Here is a 19,433-nt window from a genome sequence, read left to right as displayed (position 1 = left end):
GAAGGACACCCCTATGCATACGTTGACCCTGGCCGAGATCAGCCGTGCGCTATCGGCAAAGGAATTTTCTGCCGAGGAATTGACTCGCGCCCTGCTGGACCGCATCGCCCGGGTTGATCCACAGCTCAACAGCTTTATCACCGTGACGGAAACACAGGCCATTGAGCAGGCCAAAATCGCCGATCAGCGCCGATCAGCGGGCGAAACCGGCGCGCTCCTAGGGGCACCGATCGCACACAAAGACCTCTTCTGCACTCAGGGCATTCGCACCAGCTGCGGCTCGAAAATGCTTGATAACTTCATCGCGCCCTACAACGCCACTGTGGTTCAGAAGCTGGCAGATGCAGGCGTTGTAAGCTTGGGCAAATTGAATATGGACGAGTTCGCGATGGGCTCGGCCAACGAATCCAGCCACTACGGCCCCGTCAAGAACCCCTGGGACACCTCTCGTATTCCAGGCGGCTCTTCAGGTGGCTCATCGGCGGCAGTAGCGGCTCGCCTCGTCCCGGCTGCAACCGGTACCGATACCGGCGGCTCGATCCGCCAGCCTGCGGCGCTGACCAACCTGACTGGCCTCAAGCCCACCTATGGGCGCGTCTCCCGCTGGGGCATGATTGCATATGCCTCCAGCCTCGATCAGGGCGGCATGCTGGCCCGCAACGCCGAAGACTGCGCCCTACTCTTGCAGGCAATGGCAGGCTTCGACCCCAAGGACTCCACCAGCGTAGACCAACCGGTCGATGACTATCTGGCCTGCCTGGGCAAGCCGCTCGCCGGCCTGCGCATTGGCCTGCCGAAAGAGTATTTCGGTGAGGGCTTGGACAGCCGTATCGCAGATCTTACGCTCAAGGCTGTAGAAGCGTTGAAGGCGCTGGGCGCAACCGTCAAGGACATCAGTCTGCCAAACATGCAGCACGCGATACCTGCCTATTACGTGATCGCACCGGCGGAAGCGTCTTCCAACCTGTCGCGCTATGACGGTGTACGTTTCGGTTATCGCTGTGAAGACCCGGCAGACCTGACCGATCTGTACAAACGCTCCCGCGCAGAAGGCTTTGGTGATGAGGTTCGCCGTCGGATCATGGTGGGCACCTATGCACTTTCTGCCGGTTACTATGATGCCTACTACCTGAAGGCACAACGTATCCGCCGCCTGATTAAGAACGACTTCATGACCGCCTTCAATGATGTGGACGTCATTCTTGGCCCGACGACGCCCAGCGTGGCGTGGAAACTCGGCGAGAAGAACAACGATCCCGTGGCTGAATACCTGATGGATATCTATACCATCACTGCCAACCTTGCCGGCGTTCCTGGTCTTTCGATGCCGGCCGGCTTTGTCGACGGCCTGCCCGTTGGCGTACAGCTGCTGGCCCCCTACTTCCAGGAAGGCCGCCTGCTCAACATCGCCCATCAGTACCAGAAGGCAACCGATTGGCATACGAAAGCCCCGACTGGGTTCCTGGAATAGAAGGCAGAGGACGACTCACATGCAATGGGAAACCGTGATCGGGCTGGAAATTCACGCACAGCTCTCCACGAAATCGAAGATATTTTCTGGCAGCTCCACCACCTTTGGTGCCGAGCCTAATACCCAGGCCAGCCTGATCGACCTGGGCATGCCCGGCGTACTGCCAGTAGTCAACCAGGAAGCAGTGCGCATGGCCGTCAAGTTTGGCCTGGCCATCGACGCACACATTGGCCAGCGTAACGTTTTTGCGCGCAAGAACTACTTCTACCCTGACCTGCCCAAGGGCTATCAGATCAGCCAGATGGAATTGCCTATCGTAGGCAAGGGCCACCTGGACATTACATTAGACGACGGTACCGTCAAGCGCATCGGTATCACCCGTGCGCATCTGGAAGAAGATGCGGGCAAGAGCCTGCACGAGGACTTCCAGGGCATGACGGGCATCGACCTGAACCGCGCCGGCACGCCACTCCTGGAGATCGTCTCTGAGCCGGACATCCGCAGCGCCAAGGAAGCCGTTGCCTACGTAAAGGCCATTCATGCACTCGTGCGTTACCTGGGCATCTGTGATGGCAACATGAACGAGGGCTCGCTGCGTTGCGACTGCAACGTCTCGGTTCGTCCGAAAGGTCAGGCCGAGTTTGGTACTCGCGCCGAGATCAAGAACGTTAACTCGTTCCGCTTCATCGAGAAGGCGATCAATCGTGAGGTTCAACGCCAGATTGACCTCATTGAGGATGGTGGCAAAGTCATTCAGGAAACGCGTCTATACGACCCTAACCTCGATGACACAAGGGCTATGCGCAGCAAGGAAGAAGCAAACGACTATCGCTACTTTCCTGACCCTGACCTTCTGCCCGTGGTGATCGAAGACAGTTTTCTCGAAGAGACACGGAGTCTGCTGCCAGAGCTGCCGCAGCAGAAGCGTGAGCGCTTCGAGCGTGACTTTGGCCTATCTACGTATGACGCGACGGTCCTCTCCTCCAGCCGTGAAATGGCCGATTATTTCGAGCAGGTCCAACAGGTCAGCGGCGATGCCAAATTGGCCGCCAACTGGGTCATGGGCGAGCTTTCCAGCCTGCTCAACAAGCAGGATCTGGATATCGCCGACTCGCCAGTTTCCGCTGAGCATTTGGGCGGCATGATCCTGCGTATCAAGGACAACACCATTTCCGGCAAGATCGCCAAGATGGTGTTCGAAGCCATGGCCGCTGGCGAAGGTTCTGCCGATGAGATCATCGAAAAGAAGGGGCTCAAGCAGGTAACCGACACCGGCGCTATTGAGTCCATGCTGGATGAAGTCCTGGCAGCCAACGCCGCCCAGGTCGAGCAGTACCGTGCCAGTGATGAGGCCAAGCGCGGAAAGATGTTTGGCTTCTTCGTAGGCCAGGCGATGAAGGCCTCCAAAGGCAAGGCCAATCCTCAGCAAGTCAACGAATTGCTGAAGAAAAAGCTGGCAGGTTAACCTCCTCCGATAGCCATGACGCAACCTTGCGTCATGGCTATGCCACTCACGAATCTACTTCTTCTTTCTTCATTTTTCTTTTTCAGCCGATGCGAAGCAGTCGAGCTTTCTGAGCGATGGACTTGGCCTGCGCCTATAGATTACGCACGCTTATACAATCTTCAGGGCTGAATGTCGGACTAGTCCTGGAATGTGTTTCAGCACGTAATTACAGCGAAACGGCTTGAACTCAAGAGAGTCATATAGCCAATCTGATATCAAATCGCCAGGAAGCTTTCGATATGTCATGGAGCCTACGCATTGCTCTTCTATCGCTCACCATACTGTTTGCCGGGTGTGCCAACCGAGAGCCTTATTCTTCACCCATGTCACCTGCTGCTGTTCATGGTTACCAGGACTCCGGCCTCGCTTCTTACTACGCCAAACGCCATGCCGGACGCCGCACTGCCAGCGGAGAACGCTACAATCCTTCGGAGATGACAGCCGCTCATCGTACGCTGCCCTTTGGCACGCGAGTCGAGGTGACCAACCTGAGCAACGGAAAGCGTGCAGTCGTACGCATCAATGACCGTGGTCCTCACGTACGTGGACGGATTATTGATCTGTCACGCAATGCGGCCAGTTCAATCGGCTTGATTTCTGATGGCGTTGCGAAAGTCCAGATCAGGGCCTTGGACTGATTTGACTAGACGGGGCTAATAATGCGTTGGAGCAGAGAGGTCAGCTTGCCTTATACCTAGCTAGCGTCCTGGCATGAGGGACGCCCTTTCAATTCGCTGTCCCGAACCAGGCGCTTATCCTGATAGGCAAAAAACAGCGGAGCACCAAGCTCCGCTGTTTTGTACTTCACTTAGCCATCAGGTCACTGGAGCCGGATTAAACAGTGTCAGATCGTTATGCAGCTTGTGGTGTTCAGCCCATGTCTTTTTGCGGCCACTGGCAACATCCAGGTAGAGATGGAAAATCTCCCAACCCAACTCTTCCAGTGTCATTCGGCCCGATGTCACCCGACCGGCGTCTACGTCGATCAGATCCGGCCAGCGCTCGGCCAGCTGGGTGCGTGTTGCTACCTTGATGACAGGCACCATGGCCAGACCATAAGGCGTTCCGCGACCTGTAGTAAAAATGTGCAGGTTCATACCGGCAGCCAGTTGAAGCGTACCGCAGATAAAGTCACTGGCAGGTGTTGCGCAGTAATACAGGCCTTTACCCTTGACACGCTCGCCTGGCGATACCACCCCTGCAATAGGACTGGAACCCGACTTGGCAATCGAGCCCATGGCCTTTTCCACGATGTTGTTCAGGCCACCCTTCTTGTTACCGGGCGTCGTATTTGCACTGCGATCCGCCATGCCGCGATCCAGATAGCGGTCGTACCAATCCATTTCACGAACCAAGGCCTTGGCGACTTCAGGTGTAGCCGCCCGCGAGGTCAGCAGATGGATACCGTCGCGCACCTCGGTGTTTTCCGAGAACATCACGGTAGCCCCTGCGCGCACTAACAGGTCAGCCGCAACACCTAATGCCGGATTGGCTGTTACCCCGGAAAAGGCGTCACTGCCGCCGCACTGCATACCGACCACCAGATCGGAAGCCGGACATGGCTCACGACGGCGCTCGTTCAGCACCTTCAGGCGATCCTCGATCATGCCAAGAATCTGCTCGACCATACCGCTGAAACCGGTATTGGAATCCTGGAGGCGGAACAGCCATTCCTCTTCATCGATACCAGAAGGCAATTCATCGTCCGGCATGATCTGGCTGGCCTGAAGCTTTTCACATCCCAGGCTGATGACAAGTGCCTGGCCACCGAGGTTGGGATTACGACTGATGTTACGCAGCGTACGAATGGGTACGACAGCATCGGGGGCGTTGATCGCTACACCGCAACCATAGCTGTGAGTCAATGCGATGACGTCATCCATATACGGATATTTAGGCAGCAGTTCCTTACGGGCACGCTCGATGCAATGATCAAGCACACCGGTCACACATTGAACCGTGGTGGTCACACCCAGGATATTGCGCGTCCCGACGCTACCGTCCGGGTTTCTGAAACCCTCAAAGGTAAAACCTTCCAGCGGAGGCTGGGTAGGCGGTACATCAGTTGCCAGCGGCAGGTTGTCCAGCGGGGGCGGCGAAGGCAGGCTAAGCAACTCCTCTTTCACCCAGGAGCCCCGTAGAATGGGTTTCAGGGCATATCCGATCACTGTGCCATAGCGCAGAACAGCGCCGCCTTCGGGGATATCAACCAGCGTTACCTTGTGACTTTGCGGAACGGCCTCGATGGTCACGAGACCGTCTGGAAACTGGCCACCGGCTGCAACACCTTGCTCGTTTACAACGATTGCGACGTTATCGTCAGCATGAAGTCGGATGTAACGAGGCGAGTCCTGGTGTTCAATCAACTGCATGACTCACTCCTTCTTATACTCACTCAGGCTAAGGCATGCGAACAGAGCGATGCTCTGCCCGCGTTCTGTTATTCAACGTAAACCGACGGTCAACTCATCCATCCCCATACCTCCGCTGTGAGTCACCGATACACACGCGGACGCTTCTCCACGCTTCGCCACTGGTTGCAATAAAGAGCACCTGATCGACCCGCCACTGGACAAATGACAGGTTCTGGCAACCCTTAGCGTTCCGATAAGGGAGCCGACCATGGCAAGCGGGATGACTAAAGATAAGCGTTCAGAAAAGCTGATCGCGCGCAGAATGCGGGGTCTGCGAATGCCAAGAGCACCGAGCAATGAAGTGCCTGACAAGGCAAGCGATGTCACACTGACTCGGTTGATATTCACTCTGCCCCCACTCGTTATTCTTGTCGCGGGTAGTCTTTTATAGCCAGGCGAGAACATCGCCTTTGCTTACACAACCAAATGATAGCGCAATCATTTCAGAACACAATAAAACAAAAATGGCTGACTGGTCTACTAAAACCAGTCAGCCATTTACACACTTACTGCGGACCGAGTTTGTCCATCAGCGCAGCCAGACGCTCGTACTCGTCAGGCTTGAGATCAGTCAGCGGTGCACGTACCGGACCGGCGTCGTAACCTGCGATCTTCGCACCGGCCTTGACGATGCTTACCGCATAACCTGCGCAGCGGTTACGGATGTCCAGGTACGGCAGGAAGAAGTCATCGATCAGCTTGCCCACGGTCTCGTGGTCATCCGCAGCGATGGCCTTGTAGAAGTCCATGGCCGTCTTGGGAACAAAGTTGAACACCGCCGAGGAGTACACCGGTACACCCAGCGCCTTGTAGGCCGCGGCATAGACTTCAGCGGTCGGCAGACCGCCCAGGTAGGTGAAGCGATCACCCAGGCGACGGCGGATGGAGACCATCAGCTCGATGTCACCCATGCCATCCTTGAAGCCGATCAGATTCGGGCAACGCTCGGCCAGCATTTCCAGCTGGTCAGGCTTCAAACGGCAGACGTTACGGTTGTACACCACCACGCCAAACTTGACGGACTTGCACACCGCCTCGACATGCGCGGCCACGCCTTCAGGGCTGGCTTCGGTCAGGTAGTGCGGCAGCAGCAGGATGCCCTGGGCGCCCAGGCGCTCGGCTTCCTGAGCCTGCTGGATCGCCACGCGGGTTGGGCCACCGGCACCGGCCAGAATCGGGACCATGCCCTTGCAGGTGTCCACGGCCGTTTTGATGATGTCGGAGTATTCCTTCTGGTCCAGCGAGAAGAACTCACCGGTGCCGCCCGCCGCAAACAGGGCGCTGGCACCGTAGGGCGCCAGCCATTCCAGACGCTTGATGTAGGTATCGCGGCGGAAGTCGCCCTGCGCATCGAAATCGGTTACCGGAAAGGACAGCAATCCGGATGAAAGGGTGTGCTTGAGTTCTTGTGGAGTCATTTTTGTTGCACCCTGGCCTGACGGCATACAGAAGTTAATGAGACAGGCTATCGCCCGTTGTCAGTCATCGTACAACTATAGATTCCAGGGTACAACTCCCCTTACGCAGATTTTTTAATCAGCGTGAATTCTGGCCTGTTCCTACCTCTTCATTGGCTCGACGTAGTCGCTCGCGACTGTTGGTTAGATGCAGGCGCATCGCTGCACGTGCCGCATCAGTGTCCTGCCGAGCGATAGCGTTGTAGATGTCTTCATGCTCGCCATCCAGGCGCAGCTGATAGCGCTGCTGATCATCGTGAGCCAGGTAAGCTGAGTTGAGACGGGTGCGGGGGATCAGAACGCTACTGAGGTAGGTCATGATGTCGCTGAAATAACGATTGCCCGTAGACATGGCAATTTGCAAATGAAACTGCAGATCGAAACTGACAGCCTCGGCAGGCTGCTCGGTGCGAGCTTTCATTTGATCCAGCAGACGACGCATCTCCTGAAGCTGCTCGTCATTTCGGCGCTGCGCCGCCAGACCGGCAGCTTCAACCTCCAGACTGATTCGCAACTCAAGCATTGCCAACACATCACGCAAGGTTGTGATGGTAGCCGGATCGATGAACAGTGGCCCCTCGGCAGGCCGCTCCAGCACAAACGTACCGATCCCGTGGCGCGTTTCGACATGCCCTGCAGCCTGCAGGCGCGAGATCGCCTCACGGACCACCGTTCGGCTGACGCCCTGCTCCTGCATGATGGCCGACTCGGTCGGCAGCTTGTCGCCGGGTTTCAGGTCGCCGTCACGAATACGAGCCTTCATGACCTCGACAACGTTTTCGGCCAGACTGCGAGACTTTTTACGTGGGCGAGGAGTCACGTTACTGTTTTGCATAAGGGTTCATTCAGGGCGTCTTGGAAATATGAACCATAATAGCGTAACCGCGTTGTAGGATGACCCTATTAATCTAAAGTTGGGCACTTTCATAGACAGTAACGTCCTTGAGGATGCCCTCCTCCAGGCGCAAGATCCGCTGATGGAAGCGTTGCAGACTGCTTCGATGCCCTACACTCACCAGTGTCGTATCGGGTAAGTGCTCTCGTAACAAGGTGTACATGGCGGTTTGATCACGCTCATCCAGGGCAGAAGTCGCTTCATCCAGAAACAGCCAGTGCGGTTGGTACAGGATAGCCCGAGCAATGGCCAGGCGCTGTTGCTCTCCAGGAGAGAGGCGCCGTTCCCAATGGTTAGCCTCGTCCATGACAGAAACCAGATGCGCCAGACGGCATTGCCTTAGCACGCTCTCGAGGCACTCTGGCGCATGCTGAACTTCCCCAGGATAATTCAACGCAGCCCTTAATGTTCCAATAGGCAGGTAAGGTCGTTGCGGCAGAAATAGGCATCGACCAATCGGAAGACTTACTGTCCCGCTACCATAGGGCCACAGCCCTGCGATAACCCGTAGCAGGGTGCTTTTGCCACCCCCTGAGGGACCGCTGATAAGCACATGCTCGCCTGACTCAATGCGGCCGCTGATAGGGTCGATCAGTGAGTGCGTCTGGTTGGCCAGCGAAACCTGGAGCCTGTCGAATACCAATGCATCCTCGCCGCGCTCCAGCGTAATGGCGGAAGCCTGAGCCTCATGCCTGTGCATGGTATCGCGAAAACTCAGGATACGATCAGTTACAGCACGCCAGTTCGCCAATTGCAGGTATGCGTCAATGAACCAGCTCAAGCTGCCTTGAACATTACTGAACGAGTCGCTGATCTGCATCATGTCGCCAAGCTGGATCTTGCCACTGAAATAGCGCGGTGCCGAAAGTACGGCGCCAATGATGACGGCAATCTGCGAGTAGCCGGAGGTAAAGAAGGTCAGACGCTTCTGATAGCGCATCAGCATCCAAAAGTTGCCCCAGACGTGCCCGAATCGTTCCTGGAGCCGTTGCTGCTCGTTCTGCTCCCCGTTATAGAGTGCAATGCTCTCGGCATTCTCCCGGACACGAATCAACCCAAAACGCAGATCCGCTTCATAGCGCTGCTGCTGATTGCTAAGGCCAATCAACCGTCGACCAATGTAATGCGTCAGAACGGTGCCGATGGCGGCATACAGTACTGCAGCCCAGAACATGTAATGAGGAACGGTGATGCCAAACAGCTCGATACTGCCTGACATAGTGATCAGGATGACAGAAAAGGAAATCAGGCTGACGATGGTGCGGATGAATCCCAACCCCAGGGAGAGCGTCATGTCCGTAAAGCTGTTCAGATCTTCGGCAATACGCTGGTCCGGGTTGTCTGCGCCCCCCTTCTGCTCCAAGTGGTAATAGTTGCGGTGCCTAAGCCATAGCGAGAAATGCTGCTCGGTCAGCCAGCGTCGCCACCGGATGGTAAGCATCTGGGTCAGGTAAAGCCGGTATACGGCCAGCAGAATGAACAGGGCCGCCAAGCCGCAAAAATACAAAATAAGACGCGTAAAGGACTTCAGATCATGATTTTGCAGGGCATCGTAGAAATACCGGTTCCAAGTATTGAATACCACTGACAAGCCGACACCCGCCAGCGAAAGGACTATCACAGCAACCAGCAACAGCCAGGCTTTCTTTCTTTCTTCACTGCGCCAATAGGGTATCGTCAATGCCCAAACGCGGGACAGGAAATGGCCTTTGGTCGAACCATACACAGGCGGTACGGGAGTATCTTTCTCTCTCATCGCTCCAGCTCGGTAAGCACGTAATAACGTAACCAAAGGCCATCATAGGGCAGCCAAGCTGAATGGTTTCTGTCACACCAAACGTAACAAAAGATTTCTGTTCATTTTTATCAATCCCCTTCCAGCCGGAAGGGGATCAGCTGATCAGCGGCGAACCGGACGCTTCTGCAACTTGCGCTGCAAAGTACGACGGTGCATTCCAAGTGCACGTGCCGTTGCCGAAATATTGCCGTCGTGCTCGTTCAAGACTCGCTGAATATGCTCCCACTGCAACCGATCAACCGACATCGGGTTTTCCGGCACCAGACTGTCCACATCGGCATGCTGGGAAAGTAGCGCGGTCAACACATCATCTGCGTCGGCAGGCTTGCACAGATAATTCGTAGCACCACGCTTGATCGCTTCGACCGCCGTGGCAATGCTGGAATAACCGGTAAGAATCACGACGCGCATGTCGGGATGCAGCTCAAGCAGCTTGGGCAACAGGACAAGGCCGGAATCGCCTTCCATTTTGAGATCCAGCACGGCGTAATCCGGTAGATCCTGCTTGGCCAGCTCGTAGCCCTCTTCTGCCGAGCCCGCGACCGATACGCGCAGCCCGCGACGATCCATGGCCCGTGCCAGGACGCGGGTAAAAGTGGCATCGTCGTCGACCAGCAGCAGATGGGGCTGCTCATCGTCATGTTGAATGTTTTCGCTCATTGTAATCCTCGCGACAGCAGTTCAGACCAATGGATACTGACGTGGCAGACGCAGCTCGGTCAGCGTGCCGCCTTCTTCATGGTTATACAGCTTCACTGTACCACCGACACGGGTCACACTCGCCTGACTCAAGAATAACCCTAGACCAAAGCCTTTACCCTTGGTCGTAAAGAACGGTTTACCGATCTGCTCGGCAATGGCCAGCGGTACACCCGGGCCACGATCTCTAATGGACAGGCATATTTCCGCGGCATTCCACGACAGGGTTACCAGCAGATTATCCGGACAGGCATCAGCAGCATTGTTCAGCAGGTTAAGAAGCGCCTGAGTCAGATCCGTGGGTGGAATCAAACGAGGCGCTGCGCCTACGCTTGGACATTCAAAGCGGTAACTGACCTCGGGCCGCATCAGATGCCAGCGACTCAGTACGGCTTCCAGCCACTCCAGTGCCGTTTGCTCATGAATAGTTTGACGGCGATCCGCTTCAGCGGCGCGCACCAGCTGCTGCAGGGTTTCCTTACAGAGCTGAACCTGATCCTGTAGAAGCGACAGGTCTTCCTGCAGCTCAGCCTTATCGGTGTACTCCTGGCGGAGCTCCTTGAGCAGTACGCTCATGGTCGACAATGGCGTACCCAGCTCATGGGCAGCGCCAGCGGCCTGCGTGGCCACCGCCAGCAGCTGCTGATCGCGCATCCCCTGCTCACGGCGCTGGGCCTGCAGCAGCTCTTGGTGGCGGAGCGCTTCAGCCATTTTGGCGACGAAAAAGGTGATCAGTGCCGCCGATAGCGCAAAGCTCAGCCACATGCCGTAACTCAGAATCTCGCCACCTGGGTTGATCAGAAGTTGCAGTGGCCGGAACCAGATCAGCATGAACGTGAAGCTGACCAAGGCAAGGCCCGCCAGCAGCAACGTGTAGAGCCAAGGCAGGGTTGCCGCCGCAATGGTCAGCGGCACCAGGTAGTAGGACACGAAGGGATTGGTTGCCCCTCCGGCATAGTAGAGCAGCACGCTGTGGATAAGCAGGTCGAAGGCAAGATGCGCCGCATACTCCTGCTCGGTTACAGGCCAGTCTCGACTCAGGCGCAGCGCAGTGATGCCACAGAGTAGCGCGGACAGACCTAATGTGGCGCTGATAGCCAGCCATGGTAGCTCGACGATATCGGAGAGCCAGGCAGCCCCTACCGAACCGGCTTGGGCAGCCAGCACCAGTACGCGAATGAGAACAAGACGACCCAAGTTTTGACGACTAGCGGATAACCACTGCACAGGAGATTCAAACATGTATTTATCCAGGGGCGGCGAGTATAACGGTGGCTCTGGCCCATTTCTGTCCGCAAGGCGCGACATAGCGCCGCACAAACCCATAGGATAGAACGGAAGTCACTGTTAATGAACGAAAGGAGTCCATGATGCCTGTCTTTTCCCGTCTCGCCACCTCACCTGCCTTGACTAAACATTTGTCCAGAGGGATGGCATCGATCATGGCAGCGGGTGCACTGATCAGTGTTTCCCATGCAGCACAGGCCGAGGAGCCTCGTTACAACCAGATCAGCCTGCGCGCCGAAGTCAGCCAGGATGTTCCGCGAGACCGCATGCAGGTAACGCTTTATACCGAACAGCAAGGTAATGACCCTGCCAAACTGGCGGCGGACATCACCAAGGCGCTCAACGAAGGGGTCGAGGCTGCGCGCAAGGTCAATGGCGTCGAGATCAGTCAGGGAGGGCGCAACAGTTTTCCGCTGTATGACGATAAACGCCAGACCATTACCGCCTGGCGCGAGCGTGGTGAGCTTCACTTGCAGAGCAGTGACTTTGCCAGCCTTTCCCGCCTGACAGCCGACCTGTTGGGTACCCTCAAAATGGGCGGCATGACCTTTACTGTTGCTGACGAGACGCGCAAGAAAAGTGAAGATGCCCTGCTCAAGGAGGCCGTCAACGCCTTCAAGGCACGTGCTCAACTAGCAACCGATGCCCTGGGCGGTTCCGGTTACAAGCTTGTGAATCTCAACCTGATAACCAACAACGCTACCGGCCCTATGCCCATGATGAGAATGAAGACTATGGCTTACGCTGAAAGCGCACCCAGCCAGGATATCGAAGCAGGTACTAGCGCAGTGTCTATCACGGCCGATGGTGTCATTGAAGTGCAGACGCCCTAAATTAAAGCAAAGACCCCGCTTGCATCGCTCCAATTTGGTGCAAAACACACCTGCGGTAACACAATTTGGTGCTGTTACCGTAGGAACAGTTTCATTTTTCCGCTCTAGCTCGCCTATTTTTATATTTTTGCGACACAAACATTCAGCGTTACTCCACAACCTGCCGCTGACTCGTCAGTCATCCTATTACAGGCATATCTCCTGCATAGCGTCCGCCCAATGACCCAAAAAGTCTCAACTGTTTCTGTATGACCCAGACGTATCCATCGCCTGAGTCGACATCAGCCAACCGAGGTCTGCATGCATAAGAAGTTACTTTCATCTCTCATTGCGGCTGGTTTATTGGCCGGAACCCCATTTGCTCAGGCAGCCAGTAACCTGGTTTTTTGCTCTGAGGGCAGCCCGGCAGGCTTCGATCCTGCACAGTACACCACCGGAACGGACTTCGATGCCTCTGCTGAAACCATGTTCAATGGCCTGAGCGAGTTCGAACGCGGCGGCACCAAAGTGCAGCCCGGGCTTGCAAGCAGCTGGGATGTCAGCGAAGACGGCAGGACCTACACCTTTCATTTGCGCAAGGGCGTGAAATTCCATACTACGGAATACTTCAAGCCGACCCGCGAATTCAACGCAGACGATGTGGTATTCACTTTCGAGCGCATGCTGGACAAGAACAGTGCGTTCCGTAAGGCCTACCCTACCGAGTTCCCCTATTTCACTGACATGGGCCTCGATGAAAACATCACCAAACTTGAAAAGGTGGACGACTACACGGTACGCATGACCCTGAAAGAGGTCGACGCGGCGTTCATTCAGAACTTGGCCATGCCATTCGCTGTGATCCAGTCTTCGGAGTACGCCAACCAGCTCCTCAAGTCCGGTCGGCCCAGTGACATCAACCAGAAGCCTGTCGGAACAGGCCCATTCGTCTTCAGCCGCTACCAGAAAGATGCGGTCATTCGTTTCAAGGCCAACAAGGATTATTGGGATCCGGAAGAAGGTGCCAAGGTGGACAACCTGATCTTCTCGATCAGTTCCGACGCCTCGGTCCGCATGCAAAAGCTCAAAGCCGGCGAATGCCAGATTACCGTTTACCCACGCCCGGCCGACCTGGAAGGGCTCAAGAACGATCCCAACCTGAAGGTGCCTTCACAGCCCGGCTTCAACGATGGTTATCTGGCGTACAACGTTCAGCATCCACCACTGGACAAGCTCGAAGTCCGCCAGGCGCTGGACATGGCTATCAACAAGAAGGCCATCATCGACGCGATCTACCAGGGCGCTGGCCAGATGGCGGTCAACGGTATGCCGCCGACCCAGTGGTCCTATGACAACAGCCTCAAGGATGCACCCTTCGACCCGGAAAAAGCCAAGGCGCTCCTCAAGCAGGCTGGTGTGAAGGAAGGAACGGAAATCACCCTCTGGGCCATGCCTGTTCAGCGTCCCTATAACCCGAATGCACGTCAGATGGCCGAGATGATCCAGCAGGATTGGGCCAAGGTGGGCATCAAGGCCAAGATCGTCAGCTATGAATGGGGCGAGTACAACAAGCGCGCCAAGGCCGGTGAACATGACACCCTGCTGATCGGCTGGTCCGGCGACAATGGTGACCCGGACAACTGGCTGGGCACCCTGTACGGTTGCGATGCCATCGGCGGTAACAACTACTCTCGCTGGTGCCAGCCGGAATACGACAAGCTGATCAAGGCCGCCAAGCGCACCACCGATATGGACGAGCGGACCAAGCTGTATATGCAGGCTCAGCAGATCCTGAAACAACAGGTTCCGATTACGCCGATCGCGCACTCGACGGTGTTCCAGCCGATGCGCAAGGAAGTCCAGGACTTCAAGATCAGTCCCTTTGGATTGAACGAGTTCTATGGCGTAAGCGTCAGCAAGTGATTGGCGGCGGAGCGTTCGTAGGGTAAAACCCCGAACGCTCCGCTTTACTTGACTGACGGGAATTCATCCATGCGTACGTCCTTCGCCCTCTCCTTTCTTACTGCAAGCCTGCTTGCAGCCGCTCCGCTCGCCCAGGCGGCGAGCAATCTCGTGTATTGCTCCGAAGCCAGCCCGGCCGGTTTCGACCCTGCTCAGTACACCTCCGGAACCGAGTTCGATGCGTCTGCCGAGACGGTATTCAATCGCCTGGTTCAATTCGAGCGTGGCGGCACTACCCTGACACCGGGGCTGGCCGAAAAGTGGGAGATTTCTCCAGACGGCAAGGTTTATACCTTTCATCTGCGCAAGGGCGTGAAGTTTCATACGACCGACTACTTCAAGCCGACACGTGAATTCAATGCCGACGATGTCGTGTTCACGTTTCAGCGTATGCTCGATAAGGAGCACCCGTTCCGTAAGGCCTACCCGAGTGAATTCCCCTACTTCAGCGACATGGGCCTGGACAAGAACATCGCCAAGATCGAAAAGCGAGACGATTACACCGTTGTCTTTACGCTGAATCAGACCGATGCCGCCTTTGCCTCGGACCTGGCCATGAGCTTTGCCTCCATCCAGTCAGCCGAATATGCCGATCATTTGCTCAAGCAGGGCAAAGCAGCCGATATCAACCAGTACCCGATCGGTACCGGACCTTTTGTATTCAGTCGCTACCAGAAGGATGCGGTCATTCGTTACAAGGGCAACAAGGATTACTGGAAGCCCGAGGACGTCAAACTCGACAACCTGATCTTTGCCATTACGACGGACGCCGCTACTCGCCTGCAAAAGCTCAAGGCGGGTGAGTGCCAGATCAGTGGTTATCCACGTCCGGCAGATATTGCCGAGGTCAGGAAAGACTCCAGCCTGAAGGTGCTCCAACAACCCGGTTTCAACCTGGGCTATTTCGCCTACAACGTTCAGCATCCGCCGCTGGACAAGCTCGAAGTCCGTCAGGCATTGGACATGGCCATCAACAAGAAGGCCATCATCGATGCCGTCTACCAGGGTAATGGAAAGCTCGCCACCAACTCCATGCCACCGGCGCAGTGGTCCTATGACGACACGATCAAGGATGCCCCCTACGATCCGGAAAAGGCCAAGGCGCTCCTCAAGAAGGCCGGTATCAAGCAAGGCACACAGCTCAACCTATGGGCCATGCCGGTCGTTCGCGCATCCAACCCCAACGCCCGCCTGTCTGCGCAGATGGTACAGGCGGACTGGGCCAGGATCGGCATCAAGGCCAACATCGTCACGTATGAGTGGGGCGAGTACATCAAGCGTGCCCGTCAGGGCGAACACGATGTAATGATCTACGGCTGGACCGGAGACAATGGTGATCCAGACAACTGGCTGGGCGTTTTATACAGCTGCGATGCCGTCAATGGCAGCAACTACTCCAAATGGTGCGATCCGGCCTATGACAAGCTGATCAAACAGGCCAAGATCAGCAATGATCGTGAGGAACGTATTCGCTTGTACAAGCAGGCGCAGCATGTGCTGAAGGACGCCGTGCCGATCACACCGATCGCCCATTCCATCGTTTATCAACCCATGCGCAAGGAAGTCCAGGACTTCAAGATCAGCCCCTTCGGGCTTAGCGCATTCTATGGCGTCAGCCTTGCCCGATGAGAGGCAGGCTGTCCTGTATTGCCGCCGGCGACGTGCTCGATCAGCACGCAGGCAGCCGGTTTGCCGGATTTCCTCTGGTGCGACGCTTTACCCGAGCGATGCCAGCGGACCCCGGCAGGGACACCTTCCGCCGATACCCATCGACGGGATTGCAAGCGGTTACAGTCGCAACCCGACTGTTACCGCCTCACCATGGAGCCTAACGAAAGATGAAAGCTGCATTCAGGCTGAATACCTGTCTGTTGGCGGTTGCGTTGGCAACGGCTGTACAGGCACAAGCCAAAACGTTGGTGGCATGTACCGAGGCCAGTCCGGAGACATTCGATCCGGCGGTTCACTCCTCGCGTTATACAGCCGATGCGGCAGATGAGCCTCTTTATAACCGGCTGGTGGAGTTCAAACCCGGCACGACGGAGCTTCAGCCGTCACTGGCCGAGCGGTGGGACATCAGCCCGGATGGTCTCCAGTACACGTTTTACCTGCGCAAGGGTGTTAAATTTCATAGTACCAGCTACTTCAAGCCTACCCGTGAGCTGACGGCCGATGATGTAATCTGGAGCTTCGAGCGTCAGATCGATCCCAAGCACCCCTGGCACGAATTAGCCAGCAAAGGCTTCCCCTTCTCCGACTCGATGGAGATGAGCAAGATCATCGACCATATTGAAAAGGTCGACGACCATACGGTGCGCTTTGTTCTTCAACATGAAGAATCGCCCTTCCTGGCTGATCTGGCCATGGGTTTTACCTCAATTCTCTCAGCTGAATATGCTGATCAGCTGCTCAAGAGCGGAAAAACTGATGATCTGGGGTTCAAACCGGTAGGTACGGGACCTTTTGTTTTCGAGCGCTACAGCCGCGACTCGCAGGTGCGCTACAAGGCCAACTCCAACTATTGGGACGGTGCGCCAGCAGTCGATCTGGTACAAGCCATTACACTGGACTCCAGCGTGCGCCTGCAACGTCTGAAGCGAGGCGAATGCCAGATTTCACTGACCCCCAAGCCGTCAGACGTTCCGGCGTTAAAAAAAGACCCCAATCTGAAAGTACTGAGCGTCGAGGAGCTGACCATAGGCTTCAATGCTCTGAACGTAACGCACAAGCCACTCAGCGATGTACGCGTCCGTCAGGCCATTGCCATGGCAACCGATCAGGAGGGTACGATCAAGGCCCTGTACGGTGAAGGCGCAGCCAAGCCGGTCTGGGGTCCCTATCCCCCTGCCATGCTGGGCTATAACACCGATATCAAACCCTGGCCGTATGACTTGGAAAAGGCCAGGCAGCTCTTGGCCGAAGCGGGCTACCCCAACGGGCTGGAATTGACCTATATGAGCTCTACCGGGTCAGGCCCCTCGGGAAATACCTTGCGAGTCGCCCAGCTGTTTCAGGGAGACATGGCCAAGATCGGTATCAAGGTCAATATTCGTCAGTACGAATGGGGCGAATTTGTTCGTCGTGGCAAGCAGGGTGAACACGATATCCTCAGCATGAGCTGGGTCAGTGACAATGCCGATCCGGACAATTTCCTGTCACCCAACCTCACCTGCTCGGCAGCCAAAAACGGCGAGAACCGTGCACGCTGGTGCAATGCCGAGTTCGACTCGCTGGTAGAGCAGGCTCGCCGTACCAGTAATCTGGACAAGCGCGCTGAGCTCTACCGCAAGGCCCAGGAGATCTTTCACAACGAAATCCCCTGGATTCCCACCTCACAGCCTGTGAGGAACGTTGTGACACGTAGCAACGTCAGCGGCTTTGTCATGAGCCCTCTGGGTAAAAACGATTTTTCAACTGTGCGCCTGGATTAAGCGCTTTTCCCAAAAAGAAGACGAGCCCGATCAGGCTGATCGAGGCTCGCTCTATGCCGTAGACCGGTTACAGACCTAGGAGCATCCCTATGCATGCATTAACACGAATCGCGCTTGCCGTGAGTCTGCTTGGCGCCGCCACCCTGGCTCAAGCCAAACCTCTGGTGGTATGTACGGAAGCCAGTCCTGAAGGCTTCGACATCGCTCAGTACACCGCAGCCACGACGGCTGACGCCTCAGCTGAGACGCTATTCGACCGCCTCGTAGACTTCAAGCCCGGCACTACCGACATCGAGCCTGGTTTGGCAGAGCGTTGGGACGTCAGCGAAGACGGCATGACCTACACCTTCCACCTGCGTAAAGGGGTGAAGTTTCAGACAACCGATTACTTCAAGCCCACACGTGAATTCAATGCCGACGACGTGATGTGGAGCTTCATGCGCCAATACGATGCCAAGCACACCTGGCACGACAAGGCGCAGCATGGCTTCCCCTATTTTGAGGCCATGGGACTGCAAAATCTGATCAAGTCGATCGATAAGGTCGACGACTACACGATCCGCTTCGTGCTCAATCGTCCGGAAGCACCTTTCCTGCGGGACATGGCGATGGGCTTTGCATCGATCTATTCGGCTGAATATGCCGCTCAACTGGAAAAAGCCGGACAGTTTGATCAGCTCAACTTCAAGCCGGTCGGTACCGGTCCGTTCATTTTCTCGCGCTATACCAAGGATGCTCAGGTACGTTTCAAGGCTAACCCCGAGTATTTCGAAGGCAAACCTCCAGCTGATGGCTTGGTCCTTGCCATCACCCTCGACAGCAATGTACGCCTGCAGCGCGTGAGAGCTGGTGAATGTCAGGTAGGCGTTTATCCTAAACCGGACGATATTCCAGCCATCCGCAAGGACCCGAACCTTAAGCTTGCTGAAGGCGAAGCACTGCTAATTGCCTATGTTGCCATGAACACCGAGCATAAACCGCTGAACGATGTGCGTATCCGTCAGGCCCTGAATCTGGCCTTTGACAAGAACGCCTACATCAAGGCCTTGTTTGGTGAAGGCAACGCTGTGCCTGCCGTCAATCCGTATCCCTCTACCCTTCTGGGGTATAACCGTGATATTCAGGACTGGCCCTACGACCCTGAAAAGGCGCGGGCACTGCTGAAAGAGGCCGGCATGGAGAAAGGCCTCAAGCTGACCGTGTTTACACGTTCAGGCGGCGGCCCGACCAACCCCAACCCTGCGCTGGGTGCTCAAATGCTTCAGGCCGACCTGGCCAAGGTCGGCGTACAACTGGACATCCGCAATCTGGAGTGGGGTGAGCTGATTCGCCGAGCCAAGCAAGGCGAGCACGATCTGCTCTTCTTTGGCTGGGCAGGTGACAACGGCGATCCGGATAACTTCCTGACGCCTAACTTGTCATGTGATGCCGCAAAGTCAGGCGAAAACAGTGCACGCTGGTGCAACAAGGAGTTTAACGCCCTGTTGGACAAGGCTCGTACCAGCCAGGATGAAAATGAGCGAGCCGAGCTCTACAAGCAGGCTCAAGTGATCTTCCACAACGATGCGCCCTGGATCCCCCTGGCCTATCCCAAGCTGTTCAACGTCATGCGCAGCAACGTCGAGGGCTATCACCTGAGTCCCTTGGCCAACAACAATTTCGCTACAACGTACGCAAAATAAAAAGACGGAAACAGGCAG

At 56.0% G+C, this 19,433-nt stretch carries 14 protein-coding genes; 8 read left to right on the top strand and 6 right to left on the bottom strand.

All coding sequences use genetic code 11. The features are described from left to right. Positions 1-13: 13 nt before the first annotated feature. From gatA to JQR90_RS04690, 3 genes are all read left to right on the top strand, one after another. Positions 14-1,471 carry an Asp-tRNA(Asn)/Glu-tRNA(Gln) amidotransferase subunit GatA gene (gene gatA / locus JQR90_RS04700; protein ID WP_010797266.1) on the top strand — a complete coding sequence of 486 codons (1,458 nt, stop codon included), beginning with the start codon at positions 14-16 and terminating at the stop codon, positions 1,469-1,471. A gap of 19 nt (positions 1,472-1,490) precedes the next feature. Next, complete coding sequence (gatB, locus tag JQR90_RS04695; protein ID WP_010797265.1) at positions 1,491-2,936, top strand: Asp-tRNA(Asn)/Glu-tRNA(Gln) amidotransferase subunit GatB; 1,446 nt, start codon at positions 1,491-1,493, stop codon at positions 2,934-2,936. A 281-nt stretch (positions 2,937-3,217) separates the two neighbouring features. Continuing rightward, complete coding sequence (locus tag JQR90_RS04690) at positions 3,218-3,616, top strand: septal ring lytic transglycosylase RlpA family protein (RefSeq protein WP_010797264.1); 399 nt, start codon at positions 3,218-3,220, stop codon at positions 3,614-3,616. Positions 3,617-3,793: 177 nt separating this feature from the next. Here the strand turns inward: JQR90_RS04690 and garD are convergent, their stop codons facing one another. The 6 genes from garD to JQR90_RS04660 form a co-directional block, all read right to left on the bottom strand. Next, on the bottom strand, positions 3,794-5,350 hold the full coding sequence (gene garD, locus JQR90_RS04685; RefSeq protein ID WP_434140556.1) for a galactarate dehydratase: 1,557 nt from the start codon (positions 5,348-5,350) through the stop codon (positions 3,794-3,796). Positions 5,351-5,898: 548 nt separating this feature from the next. Then, complete coding sequence (gene kdgD, locus JQR90_RS04680) at positions 5,899-6,810, bottom strand: 5-dehydro-4-deoxyglucarate dehydratase (protein WP_010797261.1); 912 nt, start codon at positions 6,808-6,810, stop codon at positions 5,899-5,901. 118 nt (positions 6,811-6,928) lie between these two features. Continuing rightward, positions 6,929-7,684 carry a FadR/GntR family transcriptional regulator gene (locus tag JQR90_RS04675; protein ID WP_010797260.1) on the bottom strand — a complete coding sequence of 252 codons (756 nt, stop codon included), beginning with the start codon at positions 7,682-7,684 and terminating at the stop codon, positions 6,929-6,931. Positions 7,685-7,757: 73 nt separating this feature from the next. Next, entirely contained in the window at positions 7,758-9,500 is a 1,743-nt protein-coding gene (locus tag JQR90_RS04670) for an ABC transporter ATP-binding protein/permease (protein ID WP_434140554.1), read from the bottom strand. 144 nt (positions 9,501-9,644) lie between these two features. Continuing rightward, a complete protein-coding gene (locus JQR90_RS04665) occupies positions 9,645-10,202 on the bottom strand; it encodes a response regulator transcription factor (protein WP_010797258.1) in 558 nt (185 codons plus the stop codon). A gap of 21 nt (positions 10,203-10,223) precedes the next feature. Continuing rightward, a complete protein-coding gene (locus JQR90_RS04660) occupies positions 10,224-11,483 on the bottom strand; it encodes an ATP-binding protein (RefSeq protein WP_074822681.1) in 1,260 nt (419 codons plus the stop codon). A gap of 128 nt (positions 11,484-11,611) precedes the next feature. Here JQR90_RS04660 and JQR90_RS04655 point away from each other — a divergent pair, with 128 nt between their 5' ends. From JQR90_RS04655 to JQR90_RS04635, 5 genes are all read left to right on the top strand, one after another. Beyond that, complete coding sequence (locus JQR90_RS04655) at positions 11,612-12,361, top strand: SIMPL domain-containing protein (RefSeq protein WP_112297888.1); 750 nt, start codon at positions 11,612-11,614, stop codon at positions 12,359-12,361. A 300-nt stretch (positions 12,362-12,661) separates the two neighbouring features. Further along, positions 12,662-14,263 carry an ABC transporter substrate-binding protein gene (locus tag JQR90_RS04650; RefSeq protein ID WP_010797255.1) on the top strand — a complete coding sequence of 534 codons (1,602 nt, stop codon included), beginning with the start codon at positions 12,662-12,664 and terminating at the stop codon, positions 14,261-14,263. A 69-nt stretch (positions 14,264-14,332) separates the two neighbouring features. Continuing rightward, on the top strand, positions 14,333-15,931 hold the full coding sequence (locus JQR90_RS04645; RefSeq protein WP_010797254.1) for an ABC transporter substrate-binding protein: 1,599 nt from the start codon (positions 14,333-14,335) through the stop codon (positions 15,929-15,931). A gap of 209 nt (positions 15,932-16,140) precedes the next feature. After that, positions 16,141-17,733 carry an ABC transporter substrate-binding protein gene (locus JQR90_RS04640; protein ID WP_010797253.1) on the top strand — a complete coding sequence of 531 codons (1,593 nt, stop codon included), beginning with the start codon at positions 16,141-16,143 and terminating at the stop codon, positions 17,731-17,733. 89 nt (positions 17,734-17,822) lie between these two features. Beyond that, positions 17,823-19,415 (top strand): ABC transporter substrate-binding protein, encoded by a 1,593-nt coding sequence (locus tag JQR90_RS04635; protein WP_010797252.1) that lies wholly within the window; start codon positions 17,823-17,825, stop codon positions 19,413-19,415. Positions 19,416-19,433: the final 18 nt, after the last annotated feature.

This window comes from Pseudomonas sp. JZ114 (assembly GCF_051027705.1).
Classification (GTDB): Bacteria; Pseudomonadota; Gammaproteobacteria; order Pseudomonadales; family Pseudomonadaceae; genus Chryseomonas; species Chryseomonas luteola.
The sequence above is the reverse complement of the archived record's forward strand: the minus strand, read 5'-3'. Positions and strand labels throughout refer to the sequence as shown.

Excerpts from the sequence above, each read along its gene's own strand:
- JQR90_RS04650 (WP_010797255.1), top strand. The coding sequence starts at position 12,662 with ATGCATAAGAAGTTACTTTCATCTCTCATTGCGGCTGGTTTATTGGCC.
- JQR90_RS04655 (WP_112297888.1), top strand. The coding sequence starts at position 11,612 with ATGCCTGTCTTTTCCCGTCTCGCCACCTCACCTGCCTTGACTAAACAT.
- gatA (WP_010797266.1), top strand. The coding sequence starts at position 14 with ATGCATACGTTGACCCTGGCCGAGATCAGCCGTGCGCTATCGGCAAAG.
- kdgD (WP_010797261.1), bottom strand. The coding sequence starts at position 6,810 with ATGACTCCACAAGAACTCAAGCACACCCTTTCATCCGGATTGCTGTCC.
- JQR90_RS04675 (WP_010797260.1), bottom strand. The coding sequence starts at position 7,684 with ATGCAAAACAGTAACGTGACTCCTCGCCCACGTAAAAAGTCTCGCAGT.
- JQR90_RS04670 (WP_434140554.1), bottom strand. The coding sequence starts at position 9,500 with ATGAGAGAGAAAGATACTCCCGTACCGCCTGTGTATGGTTCGACCAAA.
- JQR90_RS04635 (WP_010797252.1), top strand. The coding sequence starts at position 17,823 with ATGCATGCATTAACACGAATCGCGCTTGCCGTGAGTCTGCTTGGCGCC.
- JQR90_RS04665 (WP_010797258.1), bottom strand. The coding sequence starts at position 10,202 with ATGAGCGAAAACATTCAACATGACGATGAGCAGCCCCATCTGCTGCTG.
- JQR90_RS04645 (WP_010797254.1), top strand. The coding sequence starts at position 14,333 with ATGCGTACGTCCTTCGCCCTCTCCTTTCTTACTGCAAGCCTGCTTGCA.
- JQR90_RS04690 (WP_010797264.1), top strand. The coding sequence starts at position 3,218 with ATGTCATGGAGCCTACGCATTGCTCTTCTATCGCTCACCATACTGTTT.
- JQR90_RS04640 (WP_010797253.1), top strand. The coding sequence starts at position 16,141 with ATGAAAGCTGCATTCAGGCTGAATACCTGTCTGTTGGCGGTTGCGTTG.
- gatB (WP_010797265.1), top strand. The coding sequence starts at position 1,491 with ATGCAATGGGAAACCGTGATCGGGCTGGAAATTCACGCACAGCTCTCC.
- garD (WP_434140556.1), bottom strand. The coding sequence starts at position 5,350 with ATGCAGTTGATTGAACACCAGGACTCGCCTCGTTACATCCGACTTCAT.
- JQR90_RS04660 (WP_074822681.1), bottom strand. The coding sequence starts at position 11,483 with ATGTTTGAATCTCCTGTGCAGTGGTTATCCGCTAGTCGTCAAAACTTG.